A 13914-nucleotide genomic window follows, 5' to 3' on the forward strand; every position below is an offset into this window, starting at 1 on the left:
ATGTTCATCCAGCCCGGAAGGTGCTGGTGCGTTCATCGAGGAATTTGACGAGGAAGCTGGAAAGAGACTTACCTTTTTCCTTGTTGTCTGAATTGACGATGGCCTCCTTTTCCCAGCGGGTAAACGTGTTGAGCATGACCGTCTGCTCCGTCGCATCCCCGCCCCCATCGAACTGCCCCTTCGTATGCTGGTTCCACACCCGCTGCCGTAAATCCTTCGCCTTGTCCGCATCGTCGCTGGCGATGTTGATCTCGCTGTCCACCGCGAAGCTGCGCAAATTCAGGTTGGCGCTGCCCAGCGTGAACATGCTGTCGTCGATGACCATCAGCTTGCTGTGGATGTAGATCTCGCGGTAGCGCTGAGCCGTGGCGTTCTGTAGTTCCTTGCTGCGGTCGGGTGGCTTCGCCCCTTGAAACCCAGGATCGGGCCTGTTGGCGTGAAGAGGCGGATTCAGCGTCGTTGGCTGCCTGTCGCCGGCACGCGCAGTCGCAAGGAACGGGCGCTCTTCCCACTCTTTTTTCTGCAGCGCATAGGTCTTCTTTTCTTCTTCAATCCGCTTGGCGACTGGAAGCTGGTCTTGGTTCCATTTGTCGTCATAGGTCCACAGACTGGCGACAAGCGTGCGCATGCCCAAACTCTTGCTCAGCAGATCGCGCGTCGCCTGGCTTTCCTTCGCGCCCCCGGCATCCTTGAGGCTTTGAGCCATAGCCGACAAGGGAGCGGGTTTGTAAGGGGGTGCTTTGATGGAGGCATATGGCAGATACGACACGTCCTTGGCGTGCTGTGTGTCATAGGCCTTGCGTCTGTTTTCGTAGTCAGCCATGTCCCGCTCGGACTGGCTCTGGTCCGCAAGTTCCTTGCGAACATTCTTGTCCTGGTTCGGCATGGAGTCTCCCTGGCCGAGTTCGGTCACGGTGTCGTGCGTACGCGGCACCATCAGTCCGCGCTCGGGCGTCGGTATCACGACCATGACGTGAAGCACGGGTATGTCGGCCAGGGCCACGCGCGGCTTGGCAGCAGCACATTCCTCGACGAATTTCTGCCGGGCCGTTTTCAGGGCATGCGCCCAATCGGTGTTCTGGAAGTACTGGTTTTCGATGTACAGATAGTGGCGAGCAAAGCTGCTGGCCTGGTAGTACAGCCGCTCGATGGAGCGTTCACCTCCATCCTTGTCGGGCAGCGTGCGCAGTATCTGCGCACGGCTGCATGCCGCCGTGAGGTTTTGGGTGAGTCGCGCGGGCGCTGCTTTCACATCGAACTGGCCGCTGATCGGACTGCCGGCGCCTTTGCCTGTCCCTGTGGCCTTGTTCCAGCCGTCAACAAAATTCTTGTACACGGCCACCACCGCATCGCCTTCGATGCGGCACACGAAGTCCTGGTATGGCTTGAGCGTGGGCTGGCCCGAACTGGCTGACTTCCAGTCCTTGCCCACGGAGTGGTCCTTGTCGTCGCCTTCGAAGTTTTGGCCGCGCTTGAGGTCGTTGAAGACGTGCTCTGCCGTGTCCCAATAGTCGGTGACGGAGTTGAGGCCCATGACGTAGGCGCGCGGATGGCTCCCTTCGTAGTCGATGACGATGGTTTTCTGATGGTGGGTCGCCATCATTTCAAGCCCGGTGCGCTCAAGACCGCCCAGTGCGGACGCGCCTGCCTTTGCTTCGGCCTTCAGTGAACCCACCACGTCGGCGTTCACGCCATCGCGCGTGCGCAGCGACAGGCCTTCGATCTTTCCGGTCACAACGTCGCTGTACCAATGGGAGTTGAAAACTTCGCGTTGGTCTTGCACGTTGGCCGACTCAGGAAGACTCGGTCGCTCAACGGCCTGCCCATAGCCTTTGGTCGCACTTCGCCATGATGCAGCGTTGGCTTCATAGCCAGCCGACTGTTTATAGCCGGGCATGTTTTCACCTCCAATTGCGACACCTATATCGTCACGCCACACCAGCAAGCGCACCTTGACTTTCTTTTTGCTTTTGAGCTTGCCCTGCGTCGCGTCGCGCAGCAAGTCGCCATAGGTGACACCTCGCTGGCCCCACTGCCCGGCTTTGCGGTTCAACTCCATGGCCGGATCGAACCCCCAGGCGACGATGTCGATGGTTTCCTCGGCGGTCTGGATGTCCTGGGCAATCCGCTCGAAACTGTCTTTGCCGCAGATATAAACCGACAGGTTGTTGTAGTGGAAGACGGGCGTCTTGGCATCGTCTTTGGTCTCCAGGAGCCATTGCACGCTGCCAGCGGCATGGCGGCTGACGTCGCTGAGAGGGGTGACGGATTTGTGCTGGGTATCTGGTGGATTTGCCATGGTGAACGTCTTGGGTCGTCTCAGGTTTCGTCGGGACCACCCTGGCGCTGCAGGTGGTGCTTCTGGCGGTCAGCGGCAGCGCCTTGTGCGGCGCGGTAGCCTTTGGCGCTCAGCTGCTGATCGATGCCTTGAAGCCGCGGGGTGACTGGCAACTCGAACTCATTGCCATTGGTCAGCTTGACCTTGTAGCCAGCCGTGCCCGGTTGGTGGTTGGCAATCAGCACCCGGCCTTGCGCGTCTGTGACGCCCTTTCCCATTTCGGCACCGTCTTTGTAGAGGGTGTAAGGCTCCATGGCGATAGGACGTCCGTCTTCCGGATGCGAACGCAGCACGAAACTGCGATCGACTTTGGTTTCCTTCAGGCTGGAGCTGCCGGTCAGGGGCACCGTGGGCGCGTTCCTGGGGCCGACCCAGCTGTGTACTGCCGCATGCACCCGGTGCGATCCCTGCGTGCCGCCCTCGATGCCGCCCGCGTTGAGCTTGAAATAGCTGCCGGCACCGTTGAGCATCAGCTCCTTGCGCGCTGTGATGGTGATCCGGTCTGCCGTCTGGGTCAGGTTGAGCTGGGCCATGATGCTGATGCTGTCCTTCAAGGCCTTGATGTCGATGTCGCCGCCGAAAGCGATGAAGCGCATGCCGGCGTTGTAGGCAAAGACACGAACCGCCTCTTTTGCGCTGGCAAAAAACGATTGCCCGGCCGAAACGCTGGTGTGCGCACCACTGGTGTGCGCACCACTGGTGAGCGCGATGTGGTGGCCGGCCTGAATGTGAGTGCTTTGCGCGCTGGTGCTTTCGATGCCTGCGGCGGATGCCAGAACCAGATGGGGTTCTTCCAGTTCCGGAAAGTGACCGGCTCCGGGGTTGACGTTGCCAGCGCCTTTGACCGCATCGTTCTGGTCTTTGTAGCTGACAAGCCAGCTTCAGTTGATCGCAGCGTCTGTCAATTCCATATCCTGGAACTGGCTGCCGGTGAAGTCGACTTGATCGCCCGTGAGGCTCTGGGCGGTGAACCGGGTGCCGATGCATGACAAGACCTTGACGCCGCTCCAGTGCGCATGGTCGAAGTTAAGTTCGTTCCACCTGCACCCCACGAAGCTGGAGTTGTTCAAGTTGCTGTCCGCAAGTCGGCTGTTGATGAAGGTACAGCCGATGAAGGCGCACTCATTGATGGCGATGCGTCGCAGGTCGCAGGACGAGAAAGTGGAGTTGGTGAACCGGCAGCCGGTCCATGAAGCGTCGAGGAAGGTCGTGGCCGAAAAGCTGCTATCGCTGAAGGTGCTGGCAGAAAAGGTGATGAGATTCAAGTCCAGACCGGCGTAGGCGTTGCTGTCGCTCTCACCAGAAACACCCGCAGGCGCTCCGCCAAGGCCCTTGCGCCACTGGTCGTGCTTGAGGATGATGAGTTGAGTGCTCATAACGAAGGCGGGCCCTTGGCACCGCTCAGGTCGGTGAGCGTCACATCCACGATGCCCGAAGGTCGGGCCTGATTGGCGTTGTCGCACCACAGCCAGCGGACTTCGCCTGCCGCCACCTCCAATTGCAGCGCCGCCGGGTCGGGGAAGGACTGCCCCGCCTCCAGATACGCCTGTCTGTCCCAGCGGTTGTAGCGCGTGGCCAGCGGGTGGTTGTCGGGCAGGTCACCGAACCAGATGCCAATGCGCGGGCAAGGCCGGTGGCCTCGGCATTCGACACGCGGCTCAGGGACGCGGGTGACGCGGGCGATGCCCCGGATCACCAATGGATGCACGTGTTGCGTCACGGGCACGGCCTCGCCGACGTAGTGCCAGACGGTGCGGGCGGCGACGGTGGCGTACTGGCCCATGCTGGCGCGGCTGACGGGTTCGAAGGCTTCACCCTGCGCATACCGCTGCGGCACCTGCACCTGTTCCCAAACCCGTTCATGGTCGCGGCGAACCGCGTGGAGCCGGAGCAGCCAGTAGCCGTCGCGCGGCACGAGTGCCGCGGTTTCGGCCGGCTGCATCGGCTGCGACGGCGGGGCCAGCACGTGCGCCTGTGGGATGTGAGCGCGGCCGGTGCGCTGCGCGCCAGACGTTGGCTTGGGCACCGGTGCAGGGATCAGGCCCTTTGCAGCATCGATCAGCGTCTCGCGCTTGCCGTCCCACACCGGGAGCGCTGCCGGTGGCAACGGGAGGACCTTGTCGAGGTTGGGGAAGCGCAGGTCGGGGTTGAGTTCGAGGGCGTCTCCGAAAAGGCTGTAGCGTTTGGAGCGATCCCTATCAACCGCGTTGCCAGACAGCGGCTCGGCTCGGCTGAAGGAGGCAGAAAGATAGTTCGCGCTCTTCGCGCTTCCGAACTTGACTCCGTTGTGCAGGGCTTTCAGCGAACTAGCGTAGTTTTCACCAATCGATGCGTCCTCGCCATCGATGGTGACGCCCAATTCAAAAGCGGCCTTGCCATCGCCTTGCGCAGCGCCACATTCCAGCATCTCGAGCGCCACTTTGCGATTGCCCCAAAAGCCTTGTGATGGGTTGTCGTAGGTGCCCGACGTTTTTTGACCCAAGTAGCCCTGCGACGCTGCACTCCCCATATCCGCCGCCAGTTGCCAGAAGGCGTAAGCCCGACTGGTATCGCCCTTCACCCCGACGCCCCGCTGGTGGTAGGTGCCCATCTTGTCAAAGGCCGCCGGCACGCCCTGCTTCATCAAGCCTTCGACAAGCAGCACCGCCTTCTCCGTGTCTCGCTCCACGCCGAGCCCTTGTTCGTACAAGCCCGCGAGGTTCATCGCCGCCTTCCAGTGGCCTATCGCTGTGGCCTGTTGCCACAACTGCGCCGCCTTCGCATAGTCACGCGTGTCCTGCGGCCAGATCAGTTCGTAGCTGGTGGCCGCCATGCCTTGCTGGAACAACGCTTCAGCCTCGGGTGAGATTGGCGGATTTACTTCGGCCTCGTGCTTGCATGCGAAGTCTGTCCGGTGCGGGTCGAACGCCTTCAGGTTCATGTTGCGGGGCAAGGGGTTCATGTTGCAGGCCGTCAGACTGCACACCAGCAAGACACCAATGCACCTTGCGGTCCAATCGCGAACCTGCATCCCGAAGGTTGAAGGGTTCACGTTTTGAACGGATCCTGCGCACTGTGCAAATCGCTCAAGCTCACTTCGGTCAGCCCCGAGGCCTTGATCCGGTTGGCGTTGTCCAGCCACAGCCAGCGCACCTCATGCGGTGCCACGGCGATGTGCTGATCCTGCGGGTTAGGAAACGACTGGCCTTGCTCGACATAGGCAAAGCGGTCCCAGCGGTTGTAGAGCCTAGCCAGAGGATGCTCTTTGGCGACTTGTCCGGCCCACACGCCGGTACGCGGACACACCAACATGCCTTTGCAGCGCAGCACTTCTTCAGGGACCCGGGTGGTGCGGGCAATGCCCTGGGTCACGCGGGGATGCGGCCCGACCGTTGCGGGAGTCGCTTTGCCCAGGTAGTGCCAGACGGTGCGGGGAGCCACATTGGCGTACTTGCCCATGCTGCTGCGGTCGACGACCTCGAAGACCTCGCCTTTGGCATAGCGCTGCGGCACTTGCGCGCGCTCCCATGTCTGCTCGTGCGCGCGGTAGAGCACGTACAGCCGGGGCTGCCAGTAACCGCTGTAGGGCACTTGGGTGTCGGGTTCGACGATCACACTGGCCGCCTGTGCCAGCAACACATGACCCTGCGGGATATGAGCGCGGCCGGTGCGCTGCGAGCCGGGCGTCGGCTGTACCGCGGGCAATGGCACGAGGGCCTTGGCGGCGTCGATCAGGGTCTGCTTGTTGCCGTCCCATTTGGGCAGGTCGGCTGGAGGCAAGGGCAGCACCTTGTCGAGGTTGGGGAAACGCAGATCGGGGTTGTGCCAGAGGGCATCGCCCAGGATGGAATAGCGCTCGGCACGCGCCGTGTCTATGCGATGGTCAACGAGGGGCTCACCTGCACGGAAGGCAACAGACAGAGTATTTGCCGCGTCTTTGTTGCCGAATTTGACACCTTCGTGGAGAGTGCTGAAGGCACGTGTGTAACTTTCCCCTAACGACGCATCGTTTCCCACCATATCCATTCCCAATATATATGCGCCTCGTCCGGAGCCTTGGGCAAACGCGCACTCCAACATCTTCCGGGACATGGCCCGATTCCCCCAAAATGAAGGCGGCTCGTCGTATGTGCCGCGCAACTTTTCGCCTAAATACGCCTGTGCCGCCATGCTTCCCATGTCTGCCGCTTTCTGCCAGAACGCGTAAGCGACGGTGGCGTCCTGCTTGAGTGGGCCGACGCCGCCCATGTAGTACGCCCCCATGTTGTCCCACGCCGCGGGCACGCCCTTGCGCATGAGGTCTTCGGTGAGGTCCAGGGCCTCGTCGACGTCCTGCGGCACGCCAAGCCCTTGCATGTAAAGCCCTGCGAGGTTGAACTGCGCCTTCCAGTGGCCTTGTCCGGCGGCCTGCGTCCAGAGTTGCGCTGCTTTCTTGTAGTCGCGGTCATCGGGCCACAGATCATGGCTGGTGGCAGCCATGCCTTGCTGGAACAGTGCCTCGGCATCGGCTGTGATCGGAGGATTGACAGCCACCTCGTGCTTGCATTCGAAGCTCGGTCGGTGTGGATCGAATGCATCGAGCTTGGTGAAGCGGGGCTGCGCGGGCGTTGCGGATGATTGGTTTTGCATGGGGCACGCGGTGAGAAGACAGATGCAGACGAGTGCGGTGGCGCAAGCCGCCAGACGCCCTCGGTCGATCGGTGAGCCAGTCTGGGCAGCCATCGCTAAGCGAGCCTCACGAGGGGCTCTCCGCGTGGGTCTTCGAAGGGATGAATGAAACTGTTGCTCTCTGGCGCCCTCCGTTTGGTTCTGTGATCCTCGTTGGCTTTCATTCGACGAAGCCAATCCTGATGCGTCATTGCCGTTACTTGCGGACTCCCATTTCCCCCATCAAGATCGTCTCCAGCGATATTTCCCCACACCCTTAATCGTGCAGCCCGACTGAAGTCGTAGTCGTCGGTGCAGATATTGAACTCGCTGTCACTCACCATGCTTCTGGCGTTGAGGTTGGCGCTGCCGAGCGTCGTGTACACGTCGTCCACGAACATCAGCTTGCTGTGGATGTAGATCTCGCGGTACCGCTTGGGCATGATGTCCACGCCATAGTCGTCCACGTCGCTGGCCCGTCCAAGCTTGCTGTCTTTGGCCAGTGGGGCGGGTGGTAGTCGACTTGCTGGTAGGCGGCACTGTCGTTCTTTTTATAGGCCCCCAGGTTGTCGACGAGCACCAGGCGGTGCTTGCCTTCGGAGTGCTCGAAGAAGTAGCTGATGCCCCATTCCTGGCACAGGCGGCTGAAGAAGTCGAAGTCGCTCTCGTTGAATTGGGTGCCGAAGTCCCTGGGGGGATAGGTCTCGATCAGGCGCTTGTCGACGGGGAAGGCGTAGTCGGCCAGAAGTGCGTCCAGGATCTGCACGACGCTCTGGTTCTGGAAGATCTTGCAGTCGGTGGACAGCGTTGCCAGGTGCAGCCAGGGGCGCAATGTCAGCTTGTACTGGAGGTGGCGGCCTTCTTCGCCCCAAAGGCAGGCGTCGGTGATGAGGGCGCTGACCTCGCGCACCCCGGCACCCAGGTGGTCGCTGCTGGCGCCGGTGGCGCCGGGGATGAACTGGCCGGCGCCGTCGAGCTGGAGGGTGCAGGTGAGCTCTCGCCCGATGAAGCTGTCGAGGTCGAAGTCGGCCGCGCCGGTGGCTTCTATGTTCAGGCCGTCGGGGGTCTTGAGGAGGAGCTCGTAGGCGAAGAGGCTGTCGAGGCCTTCGTGGCCTGAGAGGCGGACCGGCTCCAGGGCGGGTCGGCCGAGCACGACCGGGATGGCGGGGCTGCTGACTTGGAGCGTGCGTGACGGCGCACCGCTGTATGCGGACATGAAACTTCTCCCTGATGCCCCGGTTGCCGGGTGCGTTGGGGAGGATTATGGGAGGTGTGTGCCATCACGCATGTGATGGATTGCACGGCACGATGAAGGAAAAAACGCAAGGCATCGAGGCGCAATCTGCCCGAGCGAGTCCGCCTCCAGCAACCGCTGTTGGCCGTTGCTATTGCTGGCTGGTCGATGAGTCCCGCTCGATCACCCGGGGCCGTCCGTTGTCGTCGATTGCCACATAAGTGAACGTGGCCTGCGTCACCTTGAGATAGTCGCCCTGCGCGGTGAACCGCTCGGCGAACACCTCGACAGTGACCGTGATCGAGGTGCGGCCGATCTTCACCAGCTTCGAATAGAACGACAGGATGTCGCCGAGCCGCACGGGCTGCTTGAAGACGAATTCGTTGACCGCCACGGTGGCCATGCGCCCCTTGGAATAGCGCGCGGGAATCACCGATCCGGCCAGGTCGCACTGGGCCATGACCCAGCCGCCGAAGATGTCGCCGTTGGCGTTGACGTCGGCTGGCATCGGGATGACCTTGAGCACCAGTTCCTGGTCGAGCGGCAGGCTCTTCAGGGTGGCGACCGCGTTGGCACTTGGAGATTCGGACATGGGCACAATCTGAGGCAATAACTACAAACACGATTGTCCACCCATGCGTCGAAGCGGCGAAACCATGCCCCCCCCTTCCATGCCGGTTACCGATGCCTCCGGCGTGGTCGGGCACCCGCCCGCCCGCAGCGACCGATCCGACTGGGCGACGCTGCGCCGTCTCTTCCCGTACCTGTGGGAATACAAATGGCGGGTGATTGCCGCGCTGACATTCATGATCGGTGCCAAGGTCGCCAACGTCGGCGTACCGGTGCTGCTGAAGAATTTGGTCGACACCATGACGCCCAAGCCCGACATGGCGCAGGCGCTGCTGATCGTGCCGATTTCTCTTTTGCTGGCGTACGGACTGCTGCGCTTTTCGACATCGTTGTTCGGTGAGTTGCGCGAGTTGGTGTTCGCCAAGGCGACGGAAGGTGCAGCGCGTCGCATCTCGCTGGAGGTCTTTCGGCATCTGCATGCGCTGAGCCTGCGCTTTCACCTCGAGCGTCAGACCGGCGGCATGACGCGCGACATCGAGCGCGGCACACGTGGCGTGCACTCGTTGATCTCGATGTCGCTCTACAGCATCGTGCCGACCATCATCGAATTGGTGCTGGTGCTGAGCATCCTGGGCGTCAAGTTCGATTCGCTCTTCGTCTGGATCACCGGCGTCGCGCTTCTCATCTACATCAGCTTCACCGTGACGGTGACCGAGTGGCGCACGCAGTTTCGCAAGCAGATGAACGAGCTGGATTCGGTCGCGCAAAGCCGTGCGGTCGATTCGTTGCTCAACTACGAGACGGTCAAATACTTCAACAACGAGGAGTTCGAGGCCAGGCGTTACGACGCCAGTCTCGACCGCTACCGCAAGGCCGCGATCAAGAGCCAGCGCACGCTGTCGATGCTCAACACCGGCCAGCAACTGCTGATCGCGGTGAGCCTGGTGCTGATGCTGTGGCGTGCGACGTCGGGCGTGGTCGAAGGGCGCATGACGCTGGGCGACCTGGTGATGGTCAACGCCTTCATGATCCAGCTCTACATTCCGCTCAACTTTCTGGGCGTGATCTACCGCGAGATCAAGCAGAGCCTGACCGACCTCGACAAGATGTTCGTGCTGATGGAGAAAGACCGCGAGATCCAGGACTCTCCGGGTTCGCACCCGTTGGCAGGGCGCGACGCGACCGTCCGTTTCGAAGACGTCAGCTTTGCCTACGAGCCGGAGCGGCCCATCTTGAAGCACGTCACCTTCGAGATCCCTGCCGGCAAGACGGTCGCCGTCGTCGGCCCTTCGGGCTCGGGCAAGTCGACCTTGGCGCGGCTGCTCTATCGCTTCTATGACGTGCAGCAAGGGCGCATCAGCATCGGCGGCGAAGACATTCGCGAGGTCACGCAATCGAGCGTGCGGCAGGCCATCGGTATCGTGCCGCAAGACACGGTGCTCTTCAATGACAGCGTCGAATACAACATTGCCTACGGTCGACCGGGCTCGACGCGCGAGGAGGTCGAGGCCGCAGCCAAGGCCGCGCGCATTCACGACTTCATCGCGGCCACGCCGAAGGGCTACGACACGCCGGTGGGCGAGCGCGGGCTCAAGTTGTCGGGCGGTGAAAAGCAGCGCGTGGCCATCGCGCGCACGCTGCTCAAGAACCCGCCGATCGTGATCTTCGACGAGGCCACCTCGGCGCTCGATTCGGCCAACGAGCGCGCGATCCAGAGCGAATTGAAGAGCGCTGCGCAGAACAAGACCACGCTGGTCATCGCGCATCGCTTGTCGACGGTGGTCGATGCGCACGAGATCCTCGTGCTCGAAAGCGGTGTCATCGTCGAACGCGGCACGCACGCCGACCTGCTGGAGCGCAAAGGCAAGTACGCCCAGATGTGGACCTTGCAAAAGATCGAAGCGGCACCGGTGGTGCTTTGAGTATTTTTCGCCATCCTTCCAGGAGCTGAATCAACAATGTCCGAGAAGATTTCCGTGCTTTCGCTCAATACGCTGTCGAGCGAGCACCAGGGTCGCATTGCCGAGCTGTACGACTTGACCTATGCGCCGACGAACGAAGAGCGCGCAGCCGCCATCGCGGCACACGGGCCGAAGTTTCGCGCCGTGCTCACCATCGGCGTGCTCGGGCTGACGGCCGCCGAGATGAACGCCATGCCGGCGCTCGAAGTGGTGTGCTGCATGGGCGCGGGCTACGAGCTGGTCGACGTCGACGCGGCGCGTGCGCGGGGCATCGCGCTGGCCAATGGGCAGGGCACCAACGACGACTGCGTCGCCGACCACGCCTTCGGGCTTTTGATCGGCGCGGTGCGCGGCTTTCACATGCTCGACCGGTTGTGCCGCGAAGGCGTCTGGCGGCTGGCTATTCCGCAGCCGCCCAACGTGTCGGGCAAGCGGCTCGGCATCCTCGGCATGGGCACCATCGGCGAGAAGATCGCCAAACGCGCCGCCGGCTTCGACATGACCATCGGTTATCACAACCGCAAGCCGAAAGAGGGCTCGCCGCACCGCTACTTCGACAACCTGCAAGCAATGGCCGAATGGTCCGACATGTTGGTCTGCGCGGCACCGGGCGGCGCGGCGACGAAGCACATCGTCGATGCCGAAGTGCTCGACGCACTGGGCCCCAAAGGCTTTCTGGTCAACATCGGCCGCGGCAGCATCGTCGACACCGAGGCGCTGGCGACGGCGCTGCGCGATGGCCGCCTCGGAGGCGCCGGCATCGATGTGTACGAAAGCGAACCGAAGCGTCCTGAAGCATTGATCGGGCTCGACAACCTGATCCTGACGCCGCATCTGGCGGGCTGGTCGCCGGAGGCCACCGAGGCCTCGTTCAAGCGCTTCCTGGAAAACGTCGAAGGGCATTTCGCCGGACGCGGCGTGGTCACGCCCATTTGAGGAGCGCGCCTCTTTGGGCGCTCATGCCCAAAGAACATAATCCGCTTCCATGGAAACCAAGTGGCTCGAAGACTTCGTCAGCCTGGCTGAAACCCGCAGCTTCAGCCGCTCCGCCCAACTGCGGCACGTGACGCAACCGGCGTTCTCCCGCCGGATCCAGGCGCTGGAGGGATGGGCCGGTACCGATCTCGTCGACCGCACCTCGTACCCCACGCGGCTGACACCTGCGGGGCAGACTTTGTATGGCCAGGCCATCGAAATGCTGCAGGGCCTGCAGAGCACCCGCGCCATGCTGCGCGGTCATTCGGCGGCGGCGCACGACGTGATCGAATTCGCCGTGCCGCACACGTTGGCCTTCACGTTTTTTCCGGCCTGGGTGACCAGCCTGCGCTCGGAGTTCGGGCCGCTCAAGAGCCGGCTGATCGCGCTCAACGTGCACGACGCGGTGCTGCGGCTGGTCGAAGGCAGTTGCGACTTGCTCATCGCCTATCAACATCCGTCGCTGCCGCTGCAACTCGATGCCAATCGGTATGAGCAGGTGAGCCTGGGCGAAGAGGTCATGGCGCCGTGGGTCAAGCCCGATGCCGAGGGCGCGCCGCGCTGGCGATTGCCGGGCCGTCCGGGCCAGCCGTTGCCCTACTTGGGTTACGCGCCAGGCGCCTACCTGGGCAGCATGGTGGACCAGCTTTTGAAGAGCTCGCCCACGCCAATTCACCTCGACCGCGTCTACGAGACCGACATGGCCGAAGGTTTGAAGGCGATGGCGCTCGAAGGTCACGGCATCGCCTTCTTGCCTTACAGCGCTGTAAGAAAAGAAGTGCGCGCGCGCAAGCTGGTCAGCGCCTTGCCGCCCGAGATCGACACGCTCGAAGTCACGATGGAAATCCGGGCCTACCGCGAAACGCCGACCGCACCGGCAGCGACGAAGACCGGCCGGGGCAAAGCCGCTGCCGAGGCGAGCGTGCAACCCAAGACGGCGGCCGACGCGCTCTGGGCGTATCTGGTGTCGCGGCAGCCGGCGCCGTGATGTTCAGGGCGCGCAGAAATCATGAGGGATGCGCATAACGAGGCCCGCAAATGGCATTGGCTCCTGGTGGCGTCTCGTCCTACAGTGGTGCCAATTTCCTTCAGCGTGTGTGCAGGCACAAAGACTGCTTAGTTATTTGTGATCAACTGAGTACCGCCTGACCGCACCAAGGCGATGCGAACGGCGATGGGCAAGGCTGGCGGTGGTGCACTGTGCACCGGGTTGGCCCGGGTGTTCCCGAAAACGTGAATGCCTAAAATTTAGTTGGTTTTCTTTCGGTTTTCTTTCAGGAGTGGATTAAATGAAAAAGCAAATAGTGGTGACGGCAATCTCGATGCTGCTCGCAGGTGGGGCATTTGCACAGGCCAACGACACGCTGGCCAAGATCAAGGCAGCAGGCAGCATCACGGAAGGTGTTCGCGAATCGTCGGGCCTCTCGTACACGCTGGGCAACGGGCAGTACACGGGCTTCCATTACGACGTCTGCGCCAACATCATCAAAGACCTCGAAAAGACGACTGGCAAGAAGCTCGAAACCAAGTACCAGCCCGTCACCTCGCAAAACCGGGTGCCGCTGGTGCAGAACGGCACCGTCGACATCGAGTGCGGCTCGACCACCAACAACGCCACGCGCGCCAAGGATGTGTCATTTGCCGTCACCACGTACGTCGAAGAAGTGCGCATCGCGGTCAAGGCAAATTCGGGCATCACGTCCATCAAGGACCTGAACGGCAAGACCGTCGCGACGACCACGGGCACGACCTCGGTTCAGACGCTGCGCAAGAACGAACGCGCTGGCGGCATCGACTTCAAGGAGCTCTACGGCAAGGACCATTCCGACAGCTTCCTGCTGCTCGAATCGGGCCGCGCAGATGCTTTCGTGATGGACGGGTCCATCCTCGCGTCGAACATCGCCAAGGCCAAGACGCCTGCCGATTACAAGATCGTCGGCGAAGTGCTGAGCGTCGAACCCATCGCGATCATGATCCGCAAGGACGACCCTGCATTCAAGAAGGCAGTGGACGACAGCATCAAGGGCCAGATCAAGAACGGCGACCTCGCCAAGCTGTGGGACAAGTGGTTCATCCAGGCCATTCCACCTGCCAACGTGAAGATCGGCCTGCCGCTCTCCGATGCGACCAAGGCAGCCTGGGCCAACCCGAACGACAAGCCGATGGAAGACTACGCGAAGAAGTAATTCGCCTCCCAAACAAGCATTGCG

At 62.0% G+C, this 13914-nt stretch carries 12 protein-coding genes; 4 read left to right on the forward strand and 8 right to left on the reverse strand.

What is annotated here, in order from left to right; translation table 11 throughout:
- Nucleotides 1-4 precede the first annotated feature (4 nt).
- The 8 genes from H7F36_RS08745 to H7F36_RS08780 form a co-directional block, all read right to left on the reverse strand.
- Entirely contained in the window at nucleotides 5-2299 is a 2295-nt protein-coding gene (locus H7F36_RS08745; protein WP_261802544.1) for a phospholipase D-like domain-containing protein, read from the reverse strand.
- 20 nt (nucleotides 2300-2319) lie between these two features.
- Nucleotides 2320-3135 carry a DUF2345 domain-containing protein gene (locus H7F36_RS08750; protein WP_187054870.1) on the reverse strand — a complete coding sequence of 272 codons (816 nt, stop codon included), beginning with the start codon at nucleotides 3133-3135 and terminating at the stop codon, nucleotides 2320-2322.
- Nucleotides 3136-3219: 84 nt separating this feature from the next.
- Nucleotides 3220-3714, reverse strand: a complete 495-nt coding sequence (locus H7F36_RS08755; RefSeq protein ID WP_187054304.1) for a pentapeptide repeat-containing protein — start codon at nucleotides 3712-3714, stop codon at nucleotides 3220-3222.
- Nucleotides 3711-5279 carry a tetratricopeptide repeat protein gene (locus H7F36_RS08760; RefSeq protein WP_187054305.1) on the reverse strand — a complete coding sequence of 523 codons (1569 nt, stop codon included), beginning with the start codon at nucleotides 5277-5279 and terminating at the stop codon, nucleotides 3711-3713. Before H7F36_RS08760 ends, H7F36_RS08755 begins: the two co-directional genes overlap by 4 nt.
- A gap of 86 nt (nucleotides 5280-5365) precedes the next feature.
- Nucleotides 5366-6946, reverse strand: coding sequence for a DUF6396 domain-containing protein (locus H7F36_RS08765; protein ID WP_187054306.1), 1581 nt, complete (start codon nucleotides 6944-6946; stop codon nucleotides 5366-5368).
- A 95-nt stretch (nucleotides 6947-7041) separates the two neighbouring features.
- The gene (locus H7F36_RS22370; RefSeq protein ID WP_187054871.1) at nucleotides 7042-7407 is read right to left on the reverse strand and encodes a phospholipase D-like domain-containing protein; all 366 of its coding nucleotides are present in this window, start codon (nucleotides 7405-7407) and stop codon (nucleotides 7042-7044) included.
- Complete coding sequence (locus H7F36_RS08775) at nucleotides 7365-8180, reverse strand: type VI secretion system Vgr family protein (RefSeq protein ID WP_187054307.1); 816 nt, start codon at nucleotides 8178-8180, stop codon at nucleotides 7365-7367. The genes H7F36_RS22370 and H7F36_RS08775 overlap by 43 nt, the downstream gene beginning before the upstream one ends.
- 169 nt (nucleotides 8181-8349) lie before the next feature.
- A complete protein-coding gene (locus H7F36_RS08780; protein WP_187054308.1) occupies nucleotides 8350-8790 on the reverse strand; it encodes an acyl-CoA thioesterase in 441 nt (146 codons plus the stop codon).
- 43 nt (nucleotides 8791-8833) lie between these two features.
- On the opposite strand from H7F36_RS08780, the gene H7F36_RS08785 reads away from it, so the two are divergent.
- The 4 genes from H7F36_RS08785 (at nucleotide 8834) to H7F36_RS08800 (ending at nucleotide 13890) form a co-directional block, all read left to right on the forward strand.
- A complete protein-coding gene (locus tag H7F36_RS08785) occupies nucleotides 8834-10690 on the forward strand; it encodes an ABCB family ABC transporter ATP-binding protein/permease (RefSeq protein WP_187054309.1) in 1857 nt (618 codons plus the stop codon).
- Between the two features lie 36 nt (nucleotides 10691-10726).
- Nucleotides 10727-11665 carry a 2-hydroxyacid dehydrogenase gene (locus H7F36_RS08790; protein ID WP_187054310.1) on the forward strand — a complete coding sequence of 313 codons (939 nt, stop codon included), beginning with the start codon at nucleotides 10727-10729 and terminating at the stop codon, nucleotides 11663-11665.
- Between the two features lie 49 nt (nucleotides 11666-11714).
- On the forward strand, nucleotides 11715-12692 hold the full coding sequence (locus tag H7F36_RS08795; protein ID WP_187054311.1) for a LysR substrate-binding domain-containing protein: 978 nt from the start codon (nucleotides 11715-11717) through the stop codon (nucleotides 12690-12692).
- A gap of 301 nt (nucleotides 12693-12993) precedes the next feature.
- On the forward strand, nucleotides 12994-13890 hold the full coding sequence (locus H7F36_RS08800) for an amino acid ABC transporter substrate-binding protein (protein ID WP_187054312.1): 897 nt from the start codon (nucleotides 12994-12996) through the stop codon (nucleotides 13888-13890).
- Nucleotides 13891-13914: the final 24 nt, after the last annotated feature.

The sequence above is a fragment of the Variovorax sp. PAMC28562 genome (assembly GCF_014303735.1).
Lineage (GTDB): Bacteria > Pseudomonadota > Gammaproteobacteria > Burkholderiales > Burkholderiaceae_C > Variovorax.